Source organism: Iamia sp. SCSIO 61187, from assembly GCF_019443745.1.
Taxonomy (GTDB): domain Bacteria; phylum Actinomycetota; class Acidimicrobiia; order Acidimicrobiales; family Iamiaceae; genus Iamia.
The window spans coordinates 3953043-3971942 of record NZ_CP050948.1; the positions used below are offsets into that span (position 1 = coordinate 3953043).

Here is an 18900-nt window from a genome sequence, read left to right on the forward strand (position 1 = left end):
CAACCAGCGACCGGTTCACAGGAGGAGCGCTCCGCTCACGAAGATGTTGACCAGCGCCAGCGGGATGAGCACGGTCCAGCAGGCGACGACGAACGGCTCGATGCGGACGCGTGCCACGAGATGCCGGCTGCCGACGATCATGACGAGCAGAAGCAGCGTCTTGAGTGCCATCCATACCGACCCAGGAAGCAGCGGACCCCACCAGCCGCCGAGGAACGCGGCTGCTCCCATCGAGGCGATGGCGAAGAGCATGGCGGCCCGGGCCAGCTCCCAGGCGAGGCGGTCGGTGCCCGCGTCCTCCGCCGACGTGCCGCCGACGAGGTCGGCGCCGTCGGGCAAGTTCAACGGGCCCCAGAAGCTCACCCCGACACCGACCATCAGGTAGATCGGCAGCCCCAGCGGCTGCCGCACTACGTTCCACAGGTCGCCTTGAGCCTCCACGATGTCCATCACCGCCAGTGACTCAGCCGGGAGCGCGGTGGCCAGCATGGCCAGGAGGAACGGGATCTGGAGAGACAGTGCCTGGGCGCCGTAGCGATAGGCGCCGATCAGGGGGAACAGCGCGTTCGGTGACCACCCGTGGAGGAACACGGCGATCATCACGAACGCGATGGCGGCGGCGAACACGACGAACCCGGTGCTCGGGTCGGCGACGGCCGCGCCGCGAGCGATCGGGACGACGGCGAGTGCGGTTGCGGCGAGCCCACCGAGGAGCGCCGGTGCGAGCGCCCATCCGGGCGCATCTGCGCGTTCGGTACGGCGTCGTCGTTGCGTGAGGAGCAGCGCTACCGTCCGGAGCGGGTCCAGGGCCACGTCACTGCCGACGCGCCCTACACCGGCGGCCGCTCTCCCGGCCGCCCTGTCGATCACCGCGACGGCGTACACGCCGATCGCCATGGCGACGGCTACCGAGAACACTGCCGCACCGGGTTCCAGGTAGGCCCTCACGGGACCGGCAGCTCCCCGTCCGGGGAGCGCAGGGCCAGGACCTCGTCGGTGTCCAGGTCCAGGCTCACCACGGTGGACACTGCGTCGCCCCACTCCATGCCCTCCAACAGCGACGGCAGCAGTGGGAGCACCCGCTGTGCCGGTGGGTCGCCTGCGGTGAGCCGGCCCCGCGGCGACTCCAAGGGCGCCTCGGGGTCGTGTTGGCGATCGCCCGCCCGACCGGCCAGCTGCAGGGCCTGGTGGGCCTCGGCGAGTCGCTGCGCGATGCGGGCGCGGGCGTCACTGCCCTCGTGGATGATCGGTTCGAAGCCGAGCCCGTCGTAGGCGGGATCGGCGGATCGCTCGTCCTGCTCGACTCCGGACGCGCGGGCGACGGGTCCTGTCGCTGTGCCCTCGAGCTGGTCGGCCGGAATCAGCCCGACCCCCCTGCTCGCCCAGCCCAGCAGCTGTGAGCGGCGCAGGAGACGGTGCAACCGCTGGACGTCCTCGCTCTGGCTCAGGTGGACCTGGGTCGCGAGCCGGAGGACCCGACGCGCAAGCGAAGGTAGTTGGTGCGCAACGAGCGCGGAAGCGATCGACCGAAGATGCGAACGGGCGCGCTCGAGCTCCAGGAACGACACCGGCACGGGGCCGTCGAGCGCGTCATGGAAGGGGCTCCGCACATGGGCCTCCGCCGGTGTCTCCGCGTCGATGGCCAGGACGACGTGCGACTGCTGGATGACGTCGCCCTGGAGTCGGACTTCGAGCACGAGACCGGTCGGGAAGCGGGCGAAGAACGGGCCGATGCGGACGGTGAGCTGGTCCAGGCGCAGACCGTCCCTGTCGGGAGCGACCTCCGCCATGGGACGCCCGTAGGGTACGCCCCCGGTCATCCCCGTCCCGCCCTGGCCGTACGGACCGATCCCTCGCCAGGAGGCGGGCGCCTCGTCTGGCAGCACCGGAGGGCTAGAGGCCAGCTCGCCGAGCAGGAGGCGCTTGTGGGTGTCGACGGCGGCGTCGACGAGGGCCGAGGGATCGGCGTCGTGCACCTCCACCGCCGGTCGGATCGGTGGATCGATGCTCGAACCCAGCGACCACCACACCGGCACGCGTGGTCGCGAGAGACCGTCGTGCAGGCGTCCGAGCTCTGTAGTGAGGTGGGCGGGTACCGAGCCGGCCATCAACAGCACGTTCGCAGCAGCAGGCGAGTCGACGAGGTGCAGCCGAGGCTGCAGCAGGAGGTCGTCCACCTGGGTCTGGGCGCCGGCGCCCGCCACGGCGTACACCGGCACGGGCGCTCGGGCCGCGGCCCGTTCGACGGCAGCGCTCAGGCCCACCGCAGCGCGCGCTCCCGCCAGGCGTAGAGCACGCCCACGAGCAGGATCGTGATGAACATGCCCATCTCGACGAGGGCGATTCCGCCTTCTCGGACAAACACGACGGCCCACGGATACATGAAGACCATCTCCATGTCGAAGGCCAGGAACAGCAGAGCCATCACGTAGTACCGGGCGTGGAACCGACTCCACGCGTGGACCTCCGGCGGGTGGCCGCCGAGGAACGGCACCCGCTCCGGGGCCGTCTCGCCGACCCCAGCGATGGCGTCGCTCGCCGATCGGAGCGCCACGAGCGCGACGGTGACGAAGACAAAGACGGCGAGCGACGCACCAAGCGGCCCCAGAGCGGTCATGGCTAGGTGTAGTCGTCGGGGTTCTCGCGGAACTCCTCTGCGCAGTCCTGGCTGCAGAAGAAGTAGTTCGATCCGTCGTGGGCGACGGTGGCTACGGCGTCGTCCTCAGCAATCGTCATCCCGCAGACCGGGTCTTTGACATCGGGCATGTTGCCGTCCTTCGGGTCGGAGGCTTGCCGTAGCGGGTTCTACTACATGGCGTAGTCCCTCGGGGTTGAGTGTGCGTCAACGCACGTAGGAGGCGACGGTCGCCCTGCTCGCCTGTGCGTCGTAGATGTCGTGGCAGTGGTTCGCCAACGACCCCGGGTCGTCGATGGCGACGGCGACGGCAGTGCGTACAAGTCGGTGCCGTCGCTGCCCGCTCCAAGTTCGAGTCTGCTCCGTACAGCCGCCCGTCCGTGACGACGAGCGCCTGGAAGTCAGGGTCGCCGAGCCGAGGGCGAGGCGTGTACTGGCATGCCCGGGCAAATCGCTCCAGTGTCCCGTTCAGTGCCGCGGTGCGGCGAAGCGGTGGAACTGGGCGGCGGCGAGCGCCGTGAGGCCCCCAAGCCACATGAGCGCAAGGGCAAGGCGCCGGACTCGTCCAGGCTGGGGGCGAAGGCGCCGTCAAGGAGCACTCGCACCGATCCGTGAGCGGGCATCATGGAGGCCCAGGCTGGTGGTGCGGCATCGAACATGGCGTTCTGAGCGATGCCGATGTCGATGAAGGGGACTGCGAGCATCACGTAGAGGCCACAGAGGAGGCCGTGGCCCCGCGAGCACGCCGATCGTCCCGTAGGTGAGCGCGGTCACGTCACGAGAGGGCTCGGGCACTCCGCCCCTGCTCGTGCTGCATCGGTACCCACCCGCAGCGAAGAACCCGTAGTTCTCGCCGATGTCAGCATCTGAGGCGGCAGCGACGATGTGATCCAGGACCACAACGAGAAGCTGTGTCCCAGGTGAACGCCGGTCGACGTCCCGACGTGATCGCCGCGTTCACCGCCGACCCGGCCGCACACCTGCGTCCGACCACGACAAGGAGCTGACCGCGATGCTGACCTTCGCCACGCTCGCACGCATCACCGCCGACAACGACGGCTGGGGCCACATGGACGGCTGGGGCGGTGGCTGGATGTGGCTCTGGGGAACCTTGATGATGCTCTCCTGGGTCGCAATCATCGCCGCCGCCATCTGGTTCCTCAGCCGGAGTCGCGACACGACCGGGAGTCGCCCGTCACGGGCCAAGGAGATCCTCGAGGAGCGCTATGCCAGCGGCGAGCTCACCACCGAGGAGTACCGCGAACGACTCGACCACCTCCGATGATGCCCGCCGGTCCCGCCACCGCCGAGAAGCACTCGAAAGAGGTCCGACCGTGGACCAGATGACCGCCGCTGACGACAGCGCCCCGGAGGATGTACCCGGGAGTCTGACGTTGTCGGGGGCGGTCGCGCTCGGCACGGGGGTGATGATCGGCGCCGGGATCTTCGCGCTGACTGGGCAGACGGCTCGGCTGACGGGCGACTGGTTTCCTCTGGCCTTCGTGGCGGCCGCCGGGGTGGTGGGGGCGAGTGCCTATTCGTACGTGAAGTTGTCGAACGCGTTCCCGTCCTCGGGTGGGGTCGCCATGTTCTTGAGGGAGGAGTACGGCCCCGGGACGGCGACGGGCGTGTTCGCCATCTTCATGTATGTGTCGATGGTGATCAGCGAGGCACTCGTGGCGAGGACGTTTGGCTCGTACCTGCTCCAGCTCGTGCACCTCGAACCGGCGACGTTCTGGGTGCCTGCATTCGCAGTGGCGTTGCTCGTCGCCGCGTTCGGCGTGAACGTCGCCGGCAACAGGGCAATGCAGGCCACGCAGCGGGTCATGGCGGCGGTCAAGATCGTCGGCCTCGGTGCGTTCGCGATCGCGGGGCTCTGGTTCGCGTCGGCGGCCGAGTTCACCAGCGGCGGCGGGGGCGAGTACACGGCATCGCCGGAGGGCTTCCTGGCCGCGGTCGCTCTGGCGATCCTCGCCTACAAGGGATTCACCACGATCACCAACAGCGGCGGCGAGCTTGTCGATCCGCACCGAAACACAGGACGGGCGATCGTGATCGCGCTGGTGATCTGCACGGTGGTGTACCTGGCCATCGCTGCTGCGGTGGCGGGGAACCTCGATGTGGTCGAGATCGTGGCCGCCGAGGATTACTCGCTGGCTGAGGCGGCCCGTCCAGCCTTCGGTGACGGTGGGGTGAGCTTCACCGTCGGGTTGGCCATCGTGGCGACGGCCTCGGGGGTGATGGCCAGCATCTTCGCGGCGTCACGGATGCTGGCGATGCTGACGCACATGGCCCAGGTCCCGCACCGGCATTTCGGCATGCCCGGCACGGTGCGGACCCACACCACCGTGTACACCGTGGTCTTGGCCATCGGTCTGGCAGCGACGCTGGATCTGCGTCGAATCGCCGCGTTGGGTGCCATCTACTACCTGATCATGGACATCGCCATCCATTGGGGGCTGTTGCGGCACCTACGTGATCGCGTTCAGCACCGCCGCGCCATCGTGGTCGGTGCCATCGTGCTCGATGTCGTGGTCCTCTGTGCGTTCGTGTGGGTGAATGCGTCGGTCGATCCGCTCGGCCTCTGGGTGGCGGCCGTGGGCATCGTGCTCGTCGTGCTGGGCGAGCGGCTGTTCATGGCCTCCCACACCCGACCCGACGGCACGATGGACATGTGAGCGCTCGAAGGGCCGCTCGTGAGGGCTCGACCGAGGTTCGGTACAACCGTCCGGGGCAGCTTCGCACCCACTGCCCACCAACTCTCGGCCACCCACCTCTCGGTCGGTGCAGCGTTCCGAGAACAAGTCGCACCGCAGACACATCGGTATCTGCGTCGGGGTGAGGTTGGCGCTGGAAGCCAGGGCAGGACGTCGGCTCAGCGTCGTAGTCGTGCGGCCGGTCGGAGGTACGCTTGGCCTCGGAGGTGAGAGGCATGCCACGACGGCCAGACGGCGCACTGGAGCAGGAGATCATGGCGGTCCTGTGGACCGCAGATGAAGTTCTGCTGCCCGCGCAGATCCGCGAGCGCATCCCCTCGGACCTCGCTTACACCAGCGTCGCCACCGTGCTGACCCGCCTGCAGGCCAAGGGGCTTGTGGAGCGGGAAGGGGTAGGGCGCGCCTTCGCCTACCGCGCCACGGTCAGCGACTCCGAGCTAGCGGTGCGGAAGATGAGCGATGCCATGGCCAAAGCCTCCGATCGAGGCCAGGTCCTCGCCGGCTTCGTCGGCAGCCTCTCCCAGAAGGAGGCCAAGGCGCTGCGATCGCTTCTGGAGAGGGGGAGGGCCTGATGTCTCCCTTGAGCGTCGTGCCGCTGGCCGTGACGATCGCCCTGGCGATGGCCATCGCCGCAGCTCACAAGCGTGTTCCGCCGGCCCTCGCGTCGCGCCTGCTCGCCATCACGCTCGGGGCGGTCGTCGTCGCTGCGGCACCGGCGGTCTGGCTCACGGCGTTGGACTTCCTCACGCACCTGCCGATCTTCGGCACCGGGATGCGACGATCGCTGGAAGCGGTAGGCGTGGCTGTCCCCGCCACGGAAGGTCACAGGCGGGTGTCGCCGTGGATCGGCGTTCCTGCGGTCACGATGACGGTGTGGGGCGCCGCACAAGCCTGCCGAGCCGTACGGCGCCACCGGCAGCTGCGCGATGACACCCATTCGCCGATCGATGTCGCTGACTGCGACGAACCCTTCGCAGTGACACTGCCCGGCCGAGGCGGCCGGATCATGCTGTCACGCGGGATGTTCGATCTGCTCGACGACCGAGAGCTGGCGGTCGTGCTCGACCACGAGCAGGCGCACGCCGACCACCGCCACGACCGGTACCTGCTGGTCGAGCAGGTCGGCACCGCGGTCTTCCCCCTCGTACGGCCGCTCGGAACGCGCCTGCGCTTCTCACTGGAGCGGTGGGCCGACGAGGAAGCCGCCGCCTCATGTGGCGATCGGTCGTTCGTCGGGCAGACACTCGGCAAAGTCGCGCTCCACAACGTCCAACCTGCCACGGGCATGTCGTTCGGCAGCCTGGGCACAGTCGGACGCGTGGCTGCGCTCCTCGGGCCCCCGGTCGGTGCCCCCCGCCGAGTGGAGGTCGCAGCGATCGGGGCCACCATGGGCCTGACCTGCCTGCTGGCGATGGTGCAGCTGCACCACCTGGAACCCCTCATCCGTCTGCTCTGCCCAGGCTGATCGGTGCCGGGAGCGGACGCGCAGGAGCCCGTGACCGGGCTGCTCGTCGAGGTGGGGCGTCTCCGCAATTCGACCGTGTCAGTCGACGTCTGCGTCAACCCATCGATCGGGATCTGCACTGAAGGCCCCGGCGCACTCGAGCGAGCAGAACCAGTGGTCATGGTCGCCGTGCTTCAGCCGGCCGGCGGCCCCAGCGCGAGTGATGGCCATCCGACAGACCGGATCGACCACCCGCTCGTTCGCCCGTGGGCAGGGCTCCACGTAGTAGAGGTCGACCGGCTCTGAGACATGCCGCAAACGCACCTTGCCGAGAGGCTCGACCGAGACGCCTAGGCCGCGAGCTGCCGCCGCCACCGTCGCGGTCACCAGGACCTCACCGCTCCGAGCCTCGGCTGCGACGCGCGCCGCGAGGTTGACAGCGGCCCCGAACCAGTCGCCGTCCCGTTCAATCGCGGGACCGTGATGCAGGCCGACCCGCACAGCCGGAAACCCCGGCTCCTCATCGATGGCGGAGCAAAGCCGACCCACAAGCTCCAGACCCGCTGAAGGTGTGGGAGCCGTCAGCATCACCGCATCTCCGATGCACTTCACCAGGCGGTCCTCGGGGCCGAGAGCAGCCCGGCTAAGCGCGGTGAACCGTGCGACCAGGTCGGCAGCCTGCTCGTCACCGTGAGCCTCGGTGAGAGCCGTGTAGCCGGCAAGATCGACGAACACGAAGGTTCGAGGGGTGCTCATCGGCATCGATGCCCGCACGCGAGAATGGACACGATCAGGCCCGGACGCCTCGAGCGTGATCGCAGAACCGCCTTGACGGACTCGACGAGGTGGGGCCTGTACTCCATGACCCACGGATGGCGGGTGTACCGGCCGCCAACAGCGTCTTGCAGACCGTCCATCTCGAGCTGGCCATGAGCGCGCCGTCGCGCGACGAGGTCTCAGTGGTCATCGCCGCGCTGATGAAATGTTGCCTCGAGCTCACCGGCGGAGGCTAGGCCTCTCTCCGCCCGCACATGACGGCGATGGGCAGGTGCATCGCCGCTCGTGCCCGAGCCGATCAAGCTTCCAGGATCGCCGCGCAGTCTCGATCGCCCATCCAAGATCGCGCCGGCTGACCCTGTGGCGTCGTCGAGAGAGGCCGTCGGGGAGCCGATGGATCCCGATCTGACGGACGACAAGCCGGGACCGCCGCCGCGTCAGGGCCTCGACGACGTCTCCCTGGTGCTCGTAGGGTCGACGTCAACCAGCAGCTCCAGCCGAGCGACGGGTGGAGGCGCTGCCGTCCTGACCTGCTGACCGTGAACTAGTCGAGGCGGCCGGTCTTGCGAGCCCACTCCTCGACGTCGGGCCAGCTCCAGAGCCGGGTGCGGCCCCACATCCCGAGCGGCTCGGGGAAGTCTGCATAGCGGAGAGCGTAGTTGCCGACCGTCTGCGGGTGAGCAAGGCCGAGTCGTTCAGCGATCATCCGCACGTCCACGAGGTCGTCGACGTCGACGTTGCGGCCCATTGACCTGGGACCCTAGGCGCACTCATTGACGTTAGGTCACGTCAGTGGTACTGCTGGTTGTGCCCTCGACAACCGGGGGTGCTGAGTGGCCCCGGCGCAGGTGGAACTGCCCGGGGCCGTGGCCGAACCCTTGCTAGGAGGGCCCGACGATTTCCGACACTTCGCGCGCACGCCCAGGGCGTTTAGCCGCTGGCGGCGAACTGCGACCTGCGCATTCTCCGCACCCTGAACGAACCGACGCGGAGGGCGGGGTCCGGCTTCCGGTGCCCAGTCGGTGGGAGGTGCCAATCGAGCTGTGGGCGTCGTTCGTCCGCTACGCCCGTCGCTACCGGGGCCTGAGCCAACTGGCGCTCGCACTCGCTGCAGATGCGTCGCAGCAGACGAGCTCGAAGGTCGAGGCGGGCAGCATCTGCCCTCACGATCGCCTGAAGGTCCGGCTCGCCGAGGCGCTCGACGTCCGCACGGCCGACCTCTTCCCGTGGCCGTCCCAGCTCGTGTGGGCGGCCGCCGGCGAAGTCGCGTGGCCCGTCTTGCCCGGCGGCCGAAGCCCGGAGGGTCCACATGTGTGACCGGCCGACCTCCGACGGCAGCGACGTCCCGGCCCCCGTCGACCCGGTTGCGTTCGAACGGCTCCAGAGAGAGGTGACCGGCCTCCGCCTCCAGATCGCGGACGAGGTGCGAACGGGACGGCTCGTCGTCGTGGACGAGGCGGGCATCGCTCGTGTGCGCGTCACCGCCGAGTCCGGTGGGGACTGCCGACTCGTCCTGCTCGACGAGGACGGGTTCGAGCGCATCAGCCTGATGGGGCTGGACCACGTCGGAGCGATCGAGGTCGCTGCCCGGTCACGCAGCGGCAAGCCGAGCCGGGCGGAGGTCGTCGCCCACGATCCCGCCGACGCCGACGGGTGCGTGGTTGGTCTGTACCTGTTCGACCGGGGCAACGAGGTAGCGGGGTTTCACGTCTTCGAGGAGCGCCAGGCCGATGTCTGGACCGAGCCCTCGTAGGCGGTGTTCGCCAGCGGCCTCCCGTCCAGGTGCAGCCACCGGGCGGGGGATCGCCGGCACACGGATCAGGGCTATCTCCACGTCGCCGGACGCGTCGCCTCCCGGGCCGCCGTGGCGGGTCGAGGTCGTCCTGTTGGCTCAGCCGTTCCGTTGCATGGCGAGCGGCCAGCCCGGGTACCACCTAGCCCTGAGGCTGACACCGACAGCACTGGGTCCCTTCAGTCGCCCGATCCTGCTCGACCCAGGCGCCGTCTATGGCCTCATCGAGTCGGCGATGACGGTTCTCGAAGCCGGGATCGACTTCGTGACCGAGGAGGACGAGGAGTGGTGACCGACCCAGGCGCTCATCCCTGGCCACAGCCGACCGCCGAAGGCGCGCACGCGACCTTCCACGTCGCGGGTTGGCGGTACATGGGGGCCGAGGTCGCCTATGAGCGGACCATGGTCGTGGGTGGTCGCCCGCTCCTGTTCGCCGCGCTGGCAGGAGCAAGCGCTCTGAGCAATCGGCGGCGACGGGAGGAGGCAGCTCGACTTGCCGCCCCTCGATGGCGGCCACTCGGAGACGTCACCGTCGTGGTTGCAGAAGACCGCCTCCTGGTTCTGCACGAAGGCGTTTGGGCGTCGGTGTGGCTCGACGCGATCAATGCAGTGCATAGCCCCCACGACAGCACCGTGACGTTGCTCTTCGTCGACGACCCTCCCTACGCCTTCTCGGGTGCCTGGGCAGGGCATCTGGCGTCCGCGCTCGACCGGGCCCTGGCCGACCGGCACCACGAGGGCAGGGCGACCGTCGACGCCTAGCTGCGGGACACAGGATCGGGTCGGCGTCGCGAGAGCCGCGCGCTAGTGCGTGGCAGCCCCGTAGTGCGGATCAGTCGGGTCCCCGCCGAGCTTGGCGGCTGCGGCGTCGCATGTAGCCCTCATGTCGGCGATGTGGCGACGGTCGTCGTCGTCCTCGGCGGTGTCCTCGAGGTTCCGGACCTGGTCGTCCCTCCAGAAGGAGAGGGCCGCCAGGACGTACCGGCGCTCGCCCTCGGTGAGATCGTCCACGGAGTCAACCGGGCCGACGGGGCGAGTCGTGGCCACCGTGAGAGTCGCGCCGCTGGATCTTGCCGTCGCGTCCCTTCACCACGAGCTCGGCGCCCTCCCGTCTTGCCTGGGCTCGGCCCCTGGCCTCGGCATCGGCCTTGCGATCCATCACCCGTGAGGCCTTCTGGGTGCCGTCCTTCTGGACCGCCCATCGCCCGTCCGGTCTCGGCTCGATCGAGATGTGCGGAATCTTCCTCTTCGCCATGGCCCCTCCTGGAGTCGCGAGGTGACGCGACCGTACGCGTCGCTAGAGGCCGCCGCTCGGGGACGACCACGTACGGTTCTGGCGAGACCAGGGAGGGACCCCCATGATCCTCGCCGCCGCCCAAGAGGCAGCAGCCGACCCGCCGTTCAGCGGCCGAGGCTGCGACCTACAGGCTCCACCCGTCGCGCATCGGCGATCGCCGCCTCCAGCCGCTCGGGCCAGTTGTCTCCCGCCAGCAAGCACTCGTTGAGGTCGCCGCCGGGAGGGCGCACGTTGAGAGCGGTGCGTTGGTGAGCCGCCAGGAGGGCCCTGAGGTGAGCGGCGCTTCGCTGGCCCTTGCCCTCCTCGGGGTCGAAAGCCGTCACGAGGGGCGCCGGCAGCCGGGCGAGGGCCAGGGCGTGCGACGCGTCCGGGCATCCGGTCCCGAAGAACGGGATCGCGACGTACCCCGCGGCTGCGGCGGACAGACCATCGATCGCGCCCTCGGTGATCACGATCTCGTCGTGGAGCCGGCGAGCCGGCTCGTACCGGCACATGCGCGGGCTCGGTGCGAGGTCGTAGGCCGGGTTGAGGTACCGGGTCCGACCGGGACCGGGACGCATGACCCGGATGTGGGCGTAGATCGGTTGACCATCGACGATGGTCGGAAGGACGGCACCGGCGGCTCGTGGCATGCCGTCGGGACGGAACTGACGCCGCGATCCCGTATCGGCCCCGATGTCGTTGACGCGCAGGACGTCCTCGGGCAGGCCGCGCTCGTCGGTGAGCCACCGAAGGACGGGTGCGCCCGCTGGGGTCCACAGCGTCGCGGCGCACTCCCGTGCGTAACGCGCCAGTCCTTCCGGATCCCGCTCGCAACGAGGCCGGGGCGGGCGTTGTGCCGGACGAACCACGGCGACGTACGGGCGCTGGCCGGCCCTCGCGGCCAGGTAGTCGAATGCGGTTCGGACGCTCCCTCCATGGACGGCGAGCACGAGGTCGATGGCCGTGCCGCCCGTGCCGCAGCCGAAGCACCCCCACCGTTGCTCGCCTCGTCGCGTCGTGTAGATGCCGAGAGGTGGCGTCCGTCCCGTCTGCGCATGGTTCGGGTTCGGGCACGGCCAGGTCGCCGATCGCTCCGTGCCGTGGTGTGGGCCCAGCAGCTCGTCGGCGAGCGTCTCGAGCGAGACCGAGGCCAGGAGGGCAGAGCGGTCGTACACGGCTCATGCCGCTTCGGATCGGCCCTGCATCCGGGCATCGGTGTCGGTGAGACTTGCCTCGCTCGGAGCGAGCAGGTGCTGGACGAGGGCGCTCCGACCACCGATGTGCCAGAGGGCGCGGCCCCGAGCGAGCTGGCCGACGACGCGCGTCTCTGGCTCGGTCAGGCCGAAGTGCGTCGCGGCCGCGCTGAGCTGGTCCGGTGCCTGGCGCAGGATGATCGTCGTCGCCGCGTCGGCGAGGAGGCCGGCGGCGATCTTGGCTGTGCTGGTCCCGTCGTCGGCCTGGGCGGCGAGGTCGGAGGCCCTGTGGGCGACGCACAGGTTGGCGACGCCGTAGGTCCGGCCGAGCTTGCAGGCGCTCTGGAGGTAGGCCGCGGTGTGGCGGTTGGCCAGGAGCGCCCAGGCCTCGTCGAGCACCTGCATGCGTTGCGGCCCGGGGCAGGCCATCAGCTGCTGGAGCCAGCCGGCCGCGGCGACCATCACCAGTGGCAGAGCGTCGGAGTCGACGGGGACGCCGGAGAGGTCGAGCACGAGACCCGGTCCGTCCCAGCGGAGCGGGACGGTCGACGGTCCGTCGAACATGCCCCGCAGCGATCGGGTGAGGAGCTTGTCGAGCGCGTAGGCGACGGCGGACGCGTCGACCGCAACCTCCTCGCTCGTGCGACGGAGACGGCTCGCCATGTCGGCGGTGGGGGCCGTGAGGAGTCGTGCGACGTCGACGAGGGTCGGCTCCGGACCCATCGGCGAATGGCGGAGCTGTTCGACCGCGGCGAAGGTGGCCGCGTCCTCGATCGGGCTCAGCGAGCGTTCGAGGACCGTGGCGACGAGGGCCGTGCACATCTCGGCCTGACGGATGGTCTGCTTCGAGGCGGGCTCGTGGTCGGCGGCCGGGCCGGGGGCGAGCGGGTTGATGCGCACCGTGCCGCCTGGGCTGAGGCGGATGACGGTGAGATCGAGGCGCTCGGCGAGCACGCTGTACTCGCCCTTCGGGTCGACGATCGCGAACCACCGACCGGTGGGCCCGGTTCCGTAGACGGCGGCCTGGCGCCACAGCATCGTCTTGATGAGGGCCGACTTGCCGTTGCCCGGTTCACCGAGAACCCAGGCGTTCGGGTTCGTGATGTGGCCCTGGGCGTAGGAGTCGAACGGATCCCAGTAGAACGCGCCGTTGCCGGCCAGGAGGTCGAGGCCGACGTAGGTGCCCCTGTGGCCGAGGCTCGTCTGTACCGAGAACGGGTAGAGCGAGCAGACGTGGGCGGTGGTGCCGCGGTGCAGCGGGATGCGCAGCGTGGGTCTCACGACGCGAAGAGGGTCGAGGGCGCGAGGCCGAGGGGCAGAGCGGCGGCCCAGGCGATGTCCTGGCGCGCGTCGAGGACCCGGATGTCCATCCCATGCTCTCGGGCCAGCTGCTCGACGATCTCGCCGTGCTCGTCGAGCAGTTCGAGGCTCGGCGCCGACACGGTGACCAGCCCTGCGTAGGCCACCTCCGGGTAGCCGGCGACGAGCTCCTCCTCGCGGTCGAGGAGGGCCTGGGTGGCCCGACGGTGTCGTGCATCGACACGCCGCCCCTTCTCCTCCCGGGTCGTCGCGTCCGAGTCCAGCTTGACCAGGTCCCGTTCGATGCGCCGGCGGCTCTGGTGGGTGGGGACCGGCACGAGGACCACGGTCATGGCGCGCGTGATGCCGCCGGCTGCGAGGAATGGCTCGAGCCAGCTCGGGGCGACAGCGAGGCGCGGCCAGCTCCCGATCCACCAGGTGCGGTGCCACGCCGAGTCGACACGGACCTCGTGCCATCTGGACTCGACGGCCAAGGGACCAGCGGTCGATGCGACCACGTGCTGGAGGCGATCGGCCAGTCGCCCGGCCAACGGACCCTGCTTCGTTGCGTGCGGAGCGATGCGAAGGCGAACGAGGCGCTGGAGCGCTCTTGGGTCCAGCGGCTCCGCGGCCGTGAGGCCGGCTGCGCGCAGCCCGCGCAGCAGCGCCTCCACCGATGTGACCAGTGCTCGTGAGAAGCGATCCTCGGCATCGCCGCCGTGGCGTCCGAGCCGGTCGCGGGCGACCGTGAGCGTGACGACGACCTCGTGGGAGGTGGTGGCGTCGGCCCCGCGCTGGAGGAGCTCCCGGTAGGACGACTCGGCCTCGGGGTGAGGCGTGTCCCGGTCGTGGTGGTCCAACCAGGCGGTGTGCTCCTGGAGGCCCGCCGGACGGGCCAGGTCGGACCACGCGAGGTGGGCAACGACGCTGCGCTCGACTGCGAACTGTGCCAGGAGGTCGCCCCACCCGGCGAGCAGGCGCGCTTGCTCGATCGCCGGTTGGACCACGAACTCGGGACCGGTGACCGGGACAGCGACGGTCAGGGTCGAGCGCTGGTGGTCGCGCACAGCCCCGAGGTCGCCGGTGGCCCGCCAGTCGATCGGAACGATCTCGAGCCCGTCCAGGCATGGCGGGGCCGGCGCGGGGTCGACCGTTGGCCACAGCGGGAGCGCCGCGTGCCAACGTCGCCCACGCCGGCATCCGGCCCATGACCACTCGACGAGGAGCGGGACCCACTCCCATACGGCGCGACCGCCGATACGACCGAAGGCCACGGCCACGGCGGTCAGGAGCGGGGCCGCCGCCACCGGCACGGGCGCACCTCCGCTGATGGCGAGGACCGCTCCCAGGATCCCTCCTCCGAGCATCACGCACTGGAGGACGCCCAGGCCCAGGAAGACGCCCGACCGGTCCAACGGTTCGAGGCGATAGGTGCGGGCCGGCGTCTCAGACATCGCCAGCGCCTTCGGGACGTCGCGGGTGGGCCGGGGCCTTCTTCGACACACCACGGGGCACGGGTGACCTCGGCGGTGGAGATGACGTCGACGCACCTCCGTCGGCGACGGCCTCGGCGCTTCCCGTACCCGCGGTGGCGCCCTTCCGGGCGGCGCCGACCGCAGCGGAACCTGCGGCGGCCGCCACGACCGCGGCGGCGCCGATCGGGCCCGCGGCGCCTGCGCCGCCGGCCGCCGCTCCCCCTCCGCCGGCCGCCGATCCCCCTGACCCGGATGCCGCTCCCCCACCGGATGCGGCGCCGCCGCCTGCGCCTCCGGGAGCGGACGAAGCGCCCGCCCCGGCGGGGACCGAGCCGCCGCCTCCGAGCTGGCTGATGCGACCCTTCGACAGCGACCGGGTGGAGCTGGAGAGCAGGAGACCTTGCTGGGCCGCCCGTGCGGGTCCACCCCGGACGCCCTGGGACACCACCGCCGCCTCCGTGAGCGGCATCAGCTTCGCGATCAGCAGCGGCGAGAAGGCGGCTACGCCGAAGGCCGCGGCGGCCGTGAGCAGGATGCCGACTGCCTGGCCCACCGATCCTTGCGGGTCCTCGGCGAAGGCCTCCGGGGTCGGAAGCGCCGTGACCTCGCCACCGGACCCGGCGCCGACGGCCGCCGCCGCAGCGACTGCCAAGGCCACGGCGATGACGAGCTTCGACAGGATCAAGGCACACAGCAGCTCGAGGAGCTTCCGCGTGGCGCCTCGTGTCGCCGGCCACAGGCGGGCGGCGAACACCAGCGGCGCCAGGGCGACGACGATGTAGATCAGCGCGGATCGGATGACCAGCTCGGCCATGAGGACCAGGCCCGCACACACCGTCACCAAGCCGAGGAGGAACACGACGAGGGCGGTCGAGGTCCCGCCCTGGAGTCGTTCCAGCGAAGCGACGACCGCGCCGAACTCGGCGATGTCGTCCTGGAAGGTCGACATCAGGTGGCCCGAGAGTGCGTCGGTCAAGGCGATCAGCGCCTGGGTCACCGTGACGAGGCCGACCATGCCGAGGATCGACACCGGAAGATCCAGAGCGATCGCCCGGAGCATCCCGCTGACGTCCGCGCTCAGGATGCCTTGGACGATGGCGGCGAAGAGGAACAGGAGCAGCAGCGCGCCCCCGATGCTCACCGTCGTTGCGTAGGGACCATCACCAGTGATGAACCAGTCGGCCTGGACGTTCGGGTCTGTGGCATCGATGAAGAAGTTGAAGACCCCTCCGACGACCCAGACCACGGCGTCGACCACCCAGGCGACCAAGCCTCCGATCACCAGCTCGAAGCCGACCGTGGCTGTGCCCTGGACGAAACCGGACACCTGGTCGATGGCCCAGTCCACGGGGTTCCAGAAGGCGATCACCGCACCGGCTCCCCGTCCAGGCGAACGAAGCCCTCCAAGGCTTCGTCGAAGGGGATGGCGTCCCAGGGCCGATCACCGGGACCCACCATGGGCGTCGGCCCTGCGGTGTCCCGGATGTCCTCGAGAGTCCAGTCGCCGCCGCTCCATGCGAGGTCGACGGTGAACGTCCGCCACTCGGCCTGCGGTGCGGCGACCTCGACCGCCGAGAGGACCGTGACGGCCCAGACCTCGACGGTGGCGTGCTCGTCGGAGTGGTCGAGCACTGACCATGCCAGCGGTCGCACCAGCCACCAGACGCGCCCGGGCGACTCTCCCAGCTGCTCGCGCGCCTCGCTGACCTCCTCGACGACGCTGGCCACCAGCTCGTCGGCCGAGGACGGCGTGGCGATAGCCCGCACCGCCGCTTCGACCTCGTCGTCGCCGAAGTAGAGCCATCGCTGGGACGCCGTGGCGAAGGCGATCGCGGCCGAGACGGCCCCCGTCTCGTCCCGGGAGTAGCCCACCGGCATGCCGGCCCGTTCCTCGGCGGGGCCCGATGGCACCGCCGAGGTCTGGATCCTCGGCGGTCCGGTCGTCGCAGTCGGGGCTCGCCGCTCGTTCGAGCCGGTCGTCGCCATCGCGAGGGCCACGAGGATGGCGACCACCACGAGCGCCCCAGCGGCGATCATGAGCCGCCGGCGTGGCGCCAGGTCGTGAGTCGAGGTGCCCATCAGCCCGCCGCCTCGAAGAGGAGGTTGACCGCCGAGGGCGCCAGGCCCGCCAGGATCGCCCCGACGACGCCGCCCAGCGCGAAGGACTTGCCCTTGCTCGCCGCCCCGTAGCTACCGCCCTCCCGAGCCAGCCCGTACATGGCTGCCCCGAGGAGGATGGAGCCCAGGCTCGCCCAGAGGGCGATCATCTGCGCCCAGTCCAGCAGCTGCTGGATCAGGTCAGCGCCTGGAAGTCCCTCGGACGACGCATCGACGTCCACCTGTGCGAGCAACCCGATGAAGGAGCTCATCGGACCACCTCCTTCGCGGTCGAGATGCGCCCCTAGGCCCCACAGCGACCCGGATCGCGACATCGACCGCGGCAGAAATCGCCAGCCGGCCGGCCTAGGCCGTCATGCCCACGGGGAAGACCATCGGAGTCACGAGCGCGACGGCGCTCATCGCCCTGCTGGCCGCGACGATCGGCCTGCCCGTCCTGACGGTCAGCGGGTTGTTCGACCGCCCGGAGCTCGGCTTCGGACCGGCCGGCGCCGGCCTGGAGGGCGTTCCGCCGGTCGCCGCCGAGGCCTACCAGCGAGCTGCGGCCGCCGCTCCCTCGTTCTCACCGCCCTGCTCGATCCCTCCGTCCCTTCTCGCCGGCGTGGGCGAGGTCGAAAGCGGACACGGCACCCACGGGGGTGCGACCGCGAGCGGCAACGGGGATGTCCGCCCACCGATCATCGGGATCCCTCTGCCCCAGCTCGGCGACGACACGGACGGTGGACGGTGGGACGGCTCGAGCACAGTCGACCATGCGGTCGGTCCGATGCAGTTCATCCCCAGCACCTGGCGGGCCTACGGCGCAGACGGCAACGACGACGGCGCCGCCGATCCTCACAACCTCTACGACGCCGCCCTGGCCGCCGCCGGCTACCTCTGCGCAAGCGGCTCGCCCATGGCGACCGAGAGCGACTGGCGCCGCGGCCTCTGGGCCTACAACCACTCCGAGGCCTACGCGGACGACGTGCTCGAGGCCGCCCGGCGCTACGAGGCCGCCGACACGTCACCCACATCGGGCAGCGGCGACGTGCAGCTCGTCGATGTCGAGGGAGTCGGCCCGACCAATGCCGCGTGGGCGCATCAGGTCCGCTCGCTCCTCGCCGCCGCGGCAGCCGAAGGAGTTCCGCTCACCGGCAGCTCGTATCGGGACCCGGCCGAGCAGATCGCCCTTCGCAGGGCCCACTGCGGCACCAGCCACTACGCGATCTACGAGATGCCGTCCTCGCAGTGCTCGCCACCGACCGCCCGACCCGGCACCTCACAGCACGAGCAGGGCCTGGCGATCGACTTCGACGCCTGCTCGACCCGATCGACCGCGTGCTGGAGCTGGCTCAACGCCAACGCCATCCGCTTCGGCCTCCACCCGTTGTCCAGCGAGCCCTGGCACTGGAGCATCGACGGCAACTAGCGGCGACGACGACGGTGGTTGTGGGCACGAGCGCCGGGGCTCCGACGGCGGCGACGGCGAGGCCGAGGGGAAGGATGCGACCGCGGCCGTGCCTGTCGGCGGCACGCCCGATGGTGGTGCCGAACACGAAGCCGGGGATGCCGTAGCCGAGGATGGCGGGCGCGATGCCGACCTCGCCGAGGTCGTAGCGCTCGACGAAGTACAGCCCGAACCAGGTGTAGGGCCCGGAGTGGAACGTCGAGTTGACGAGCACGTAGCTGTAGGTGCGTCGCCCGCGTCCGCTGCCGAGCAGCGACCGGTAGCCGGCCAGGCCGGCCAGGCTGGCCGTCTGCCGGGCTGGCCGGTCGCCCAGTTGGTCCCGTTGGACGTAGAGGATGGCTAGGGCCGCTGGCTCAGTGCGGACACCGTGAGGAACAGGCCGCACCAGCCGAGCACGGCTCGGCGAGCACGCCAAGGCTGGGGCCGAAGGCGGTCCCGCCGGCCATCGCTGCGAACAACCAGCCGAGGGGTCGTCCCCGCTGCTCGAACCGTTTGGCTTCGTCCGCGAGGTCCTTCGACGGGAGGTGGCCGAAATCAACCAGCGCATCGCAGACCTCATCACCCGGAGCGATGAGCTTGCCGTCCTCGACCGTCTCGCCGATGAGCTGCCCGACTCGGGACCGGGTACCCGCCGCCTGATCGACTACGTCCGGCAGGAAGACCCAAGCCAACCGATCTTCCACCTGACCCCGGCGAGGGTGTGCAAGGTCTGGTGGTGGCTCCC

At 70.3% G+C, this 18900-nt stretch carries 25 protein-coding genes; 9 read left to right on the forward strand and 16 right to left on the reverse strand.

Translation table 11 applies throughout. The features are described from left to right. Positions 1-15: 15 nt before the first annotated feature. The 4 genes from HC251_RS18950 to HC251_RS18965 all read right to left on the reverse strand — a co-directional run bounded on the left by HC251_RS18950 (position 16) and on the right by HC251_RS18965 (position 2766). Positions 16-948, reverse strand: a complete 933-nt coding sequence (locus HC251_RS18950) for a complex I subunit 1 family protein (RefSeq protein WP_219942168.1) — start codon at positions 946-948, stop codon at positions 16-18. Further along, positions 945-1886, reverse strand: coding sequence for a hypothetical protein (locus tag HC251_RS18955; RefSeq protein ID WP_219942169.1), 942 nt, complete (start codon positions 1884-1886; stop codon positions 945-947). The genes HC251_RS18950 and HC251_RS18955 overlap by 4 nt, the downstream gene beginning before the upstream one ends. 368 nt (positions 1887-2254) lie before the next feature. After that, entirely contained in the window at positions 2255-2617 is a 363-nt protein-coding gene (locus tag HC251_RS18960) for an NADH-quinone oxidoreductase subunit A (protein WP_219942170.1), read from the reverse strand. Between the two features lie 2 nt (positions 2618-2619). Next, positions 2620-2766, reverse strand: a complete 147-nt coding sequence (locus tag HC251_RS18965; RefSeq protein WP_219942171.1) for a YHS domain-containing protein — start codon at positions 2764-2766, stop codon at positions 2620-2622. Between the two features lie 881 nt (positions 2767-3647). Here HC251_RS18965 and HC251_RS18970 point away from each other — a divergent pair. From HC251_RS18970 to HC251_RS18985, 4 genes are all read left to right on the forward strand, one after another. After that, complete coding sequence (locus HC251_RS18970) at positions 3648-3920, forward strand: SHOCT domain-containing protein (protein ID WP_219942172.1); 273 nt, start codon at positions 3648-3650, stop codon at positions 3918-3920. Positions 3921-3978: 58 nt separating this feature from the next. Continuing rightward, positions 3979-5313, forward strand: a complete 1335-nt coding sequence (locus HC251_RS18975) for an APC family permease (RefSeq protein WP_219942173.1) — start codon at positions 3979-3981, stop codon at positions 5311-5313. A 254-nt stretch (positions 5314-5567) separates the two neighbouring features. Then, positions 5568-5924, forward strand: a complete 357-nt coding sequence (locus HC251_RS18980; RefSeq protein ID WP_255566484.1) for a BlaI/MecI/CopY family transcriptional regulator — start codon at positions 5568-5570, stop codon at positions 5922-5924. A 17-nt stretch (positions 5925-5941) separates the two neighbouring features. Further along, the gene (locus HC251_RS18985) at positions 5942-6817 is read left to right on the forward strand and encodes a M56 family metallopeptidase (RefSeq protein WP_219942175.1); all 876 of its coding nucleotides are present in this window, start codon (positions 5942-5944) and stop codon (positions 6815-6817) included. A 78-nt stretch (positions 6818-6895) separates the two neighbouring features. Here the strand turns inward: HC251_RS18985 and HC251_RS18990 are convergent, their stop codons facing one another. Both HC251_RS18990 and HC251_RS18995 read right to left on the reverse strand, forming a co-directional pair. Then, entirely contained in the window at positions 6896-7558 is a 663-nt protein-coding gene (locus HC251_RS18990) for an adenylate/guanylate cyclase domain-containing protein (protein ID WP_219942176.1), read from the reverse strand. A gap of 559 nt (positions 7559-8117) precedes the next feature. Continuing rightward, the gene (locus HC251_RS18995) at positions 8118-8321 is read right to left on the reverse strand and encodes a hypothetical protein (protein WP_219942177.1); all 204 of its coding nucleotides are present in this window, start codon (positions 8319-8321) and stop codon (positions 8118-8120) included. Between the two features lie 281 nt (positions 8322-8602). Here HC251_RS18995 and HC251_RS19000 point away from each other — a divergent pair, with 281 nt between their 5' ends. From HC251_RS19000 to HC251_RS19015, 4 genes are all read left to right on the forward strand, one after another. Beyond that, positions 8603-8890: a hypothetical protein gene (locus tag HC251_RS19000; protein WP_219942178.1), complete on the forward strand. Its 288-nt coding sequence runs from the start codon at positions 8603-8605 to the stop codon at positions 8888-8890. Further along, positions 8883-9326 (forward strand): hypothetical protein, encoded by a 444-nt coding sequence (locus tag HC251_RS19005; protein WP_219942179.1) that lies wholly within the window; start codon positions 8883-8885, stop codon positions 9324-9326. The genes HC251_RS19000 and HC251_RS19005 overlap by 8 nt, the downstream gene beginning before the upstream one ends. Before the next feature lie 154 nt (positions 9327-9480). After that, on the forward strand, positions 9481-9657 hold the full coding sequence (locus HC251_RS19010; protein ID WP_219942180.1) for a hypothetical protein: 177 nt from the start codon (positions 9481-9483) through the stop codon (positions 9655-9657). Further along, positions 9654-10127, forward strand: a complete 474-nt coding sequence (locus HC251_RS19015; RefSeq protein WP_219942181.1) for a hypothetical protein — start codon at positions 9654-9656, stop codon at positions 10125-10127. Before HC251_RS19010 ends, HC251_RS19015 begins: the two co-directional genes overlap by 4 nt. A 42-nt stretch (positions 10128-10169) precedes the next feature. Here the strand turns inward: HC251_RS19015 and HC251_RS19020 are convergent, their stop codons facing one another. The 8 genes from HC251_RS19020 to HC251_RS19055 form a co-directional block, all read right to left on the reverse strand. Beyond that, the gene (locus HC251_RS19020) at positions 10170-10376 is read right to left on the reverse strand and encodes a hypothetical protein (RefSeq protein ID WP_219942182.1); all 207 of its coding nucleotides are present in this window, start codon (positions 10374-10376) and stop codon (positions 10170-10172) included. Between the two features lie 4 nt (positions 10377-10380). Further along, a complete protein-coding gene (locus HC251_RS26350) occupies positions 10381-10620 on the reverse strand; it encodes a DUF2188 domain-containing protein (protein WP_219942183.1) in 240 nt (79 codons plus the stop codon). Positions 10621-10766: 146 nt separating this feature from the next. Beyond that, the gene (locus tag HC251_RS19030) at positions 10767-11819 is read right to left on the reverse strand and encodes a toprim domain-containing protein (protein WP_219942184.1); all 1053 of its coding nucleotides are present in this window, start codon (positions 11817-11819) and stop codon (positions 10767-10769) included. 3 nt (positions 11820-11822) lie between these two features. Then, on the reverse strand, positions 11823-13118 hold the full coding sequence (locus HC251_RS19035) for an ATP-binding protein (RefSeq protein WP_219942185.1): 1296 nt from the start codon (positions 13116-13118) through the stop codon (positions 11823-11825). Then, on the reverse strand, positions 13115-14590 hold the full coding sequence (locus tag HC251_RS19040) for an SCO6880 family protein (protein WP_219942186.1): 1476 nt from the start codon (positions 14588-14590) through the stop codon (positions 13115-13117). The genes HC251_RS19035 and HC251_RS19040 overlap by 4 nt, the downstream gene beginning before the upstream one ends. Next, positions 14583-15980: a hypothetical protein gene (locus HC251_RS19045; RefSeq protein ID WP_219942187.1), complete on the reverse strand. Its 1398-nt coding sequence runs from the start codon at positions 15978-15980 to the stop codon at positions 14583-14585. The genes HC251_RS19040 and HC251_RS19045 overlap by 8 nt, the downstream gene beginning before the upstream one ends. Continuing rightward, complete coding sequence (locus HC251_RS19050; RefSeq protein ID WP_219942188.1) at positions 15977-16690, reverse strand: hypothetical protein; 714 nt, start codon at positions 16688-16690, stop codon at positions 15977-15979. The genes HC251_RS19045 and HC251_RS19050 overlap by 4 nt, the downstream gene beginning before the upstream one ends. Further along, complete coding sequence (locus HC251_RS19055) at positions 16690-16980, reverse strand: hypothetical protein (protein WP_219942189.1); 291 nt, start codon at positions 16978-16980, stop codon at positions 16690-16692. The genes HC251_RS19050 and HC251_RS19055 overlap by 1 nt, the downstream gene beginning before the upstream one ends. 104 nt (positions 16981-17084) lie before the next feature. Here HC251_RS19055 and HC251_RS19060 point away from each other — a divergent pair, with 104 nt between their 5' ends. Then, a complete protein-coding gene (locus tag HC251_RS19060) occupies positions 17085-18137 on the forward strand; it encodes a D-alanyl-D-alanine carboxypeptidase family protein (protein WP_219942190.1) in 1053 nt (350 codons plus the stop codon). Here the strand turns inward: HC251_RS19060 and HC251_RS19065 are convergent. Together HC251_RS19065 and HC251_RS19070 are read right to left on the reverse strand one after the other, a co-directional pair. After that, a complete protein-coding gene (locus HC251_RS19065) occupies positions 18061-18561 on the reverse strand; it encodes a hypothetical protein (protein WP_219942191.1) in 501 nt (166 codons plus the stop codon). The two genes, HC251_RS19060 and HC251_RS19065, sit on opposite strands and share 77 nt — an antisense overlap. Then, complete coding sequence (locus tag HC251_RS19070; protein WP_219942192.1) at positions 18530-18859, reverse strand: hypothetical protein; 330 nt, start codon at positions 18857-18859, stop codon at positions 18530-18532. The genes HC251_RS19065 and HC251_RS19070 overlap by 32 nt, the downstream gene beginning before the upstream one ends. Positions 18860-18900 lie beyond the last annotated feature (41 nt).

Excerpts from the sequence above, each read along its gene's own strand:
- HC251_RS18965 (WP_219942171.1), bottom strand. The coding sequence starts at position 2,766 with ATGCCCGATGTCAAAGACCCGGTCTGCGGGATGACGATTGCTGAGGAC.
- HC251_RS18990 (WP_219942176.1), bottom strand. The coding sequence starts at position 7,558 with ATGCCGATGAGCACCCCTCGAACCTTCGTGTTCGTCGATCTTGCCGGC.
- HC251_RS19040 (WP_219942186.1), bottom strand. The coding sequence starts at position 14,590 with ATGTCTGAGACGCCGGCCCGCACCTATCGCCTCGAACCGTTGGACCGG.
- HC251_RS19050 (WP_219942188.1), bottom strand. The coding sequence starts at position 16,690 with ATGGGCACCTCGACTCACGACCTGGCGCCACGCCGGCGGCTCATGATC.
- HC251_RS18970 (WP_219942172.1), top strand. The coding sequence starts at position 3,648 with ATGCTGACCTTCGCCACGCTCGCACGCATCACCGCCGACAACGACGGC.
- HC251_RS19010 (WP_219942180.1), top strand. The coding sequence starts at position 9,481 with ATGGCGAGCGGCCAGCCCGGGTACCACCTAGCCCTGAGGCTGACACCG.
- HC251_RS19060 (WP_219942190.1), top strand. The coding sequence starts at position 17,085 with ATGCCCACGGGGAAGACCATCGGAGTCACGAGCGCGACGGCGCTCATC.
- HC251_RS18980 (WP_255566484.1), top strand. The coding sequence starts at position 5,568 with ATGCCACGACGGCCAGACGGCGCACTGGAGCAGGAGATCATGGCGGTC.
- HC251_RS18960 (WP_219942170.1), bottom strand. The coding sequence starts at position 2,617 with ATGACCGCTCTGGGGCCGCTTGGTGCGTCGCTCGCCGTCTTTGTCTTC.
- HC251_RS19055 (WP_219942189.1), bottom strand. The coding sequence starts at position 16,980 with ATGAGCTCCTTCATCGGGTTGCTCGCACAGGTGGACGTCGATGCGTCG.
- HC251_RS26350 (WP_219942183.1), bottom strand. The coding sequence starts at position 10,620 with ATGGCGAAGAGGAAGATTCCGCACATCTCGATCGAGCCGAGACCGGAC.
- HC251_RS18975 (WP_219942173.1), top strand. The coding sequence starts at position 3,979 with ATGACCGCCGCTGACGACAGCGCCCCGGAGGATGTACCCGGGAGTCTG.
- HC251_RS19005 (WP_219942179.1), top strand. The coding sequence starts at position 8,883 with ATGTGTGACCGGCCGACCTCCGACGGCAGCGACGTCCCGGCCCCCGTC.
- HC251_RS18995 (WP_219942177.1), bottom strand. The coding sequence starts at position 8,321 with ATGGGCCGCAACGTCGACGTCGACGACCTCGTGGACGTGCGGATGATC.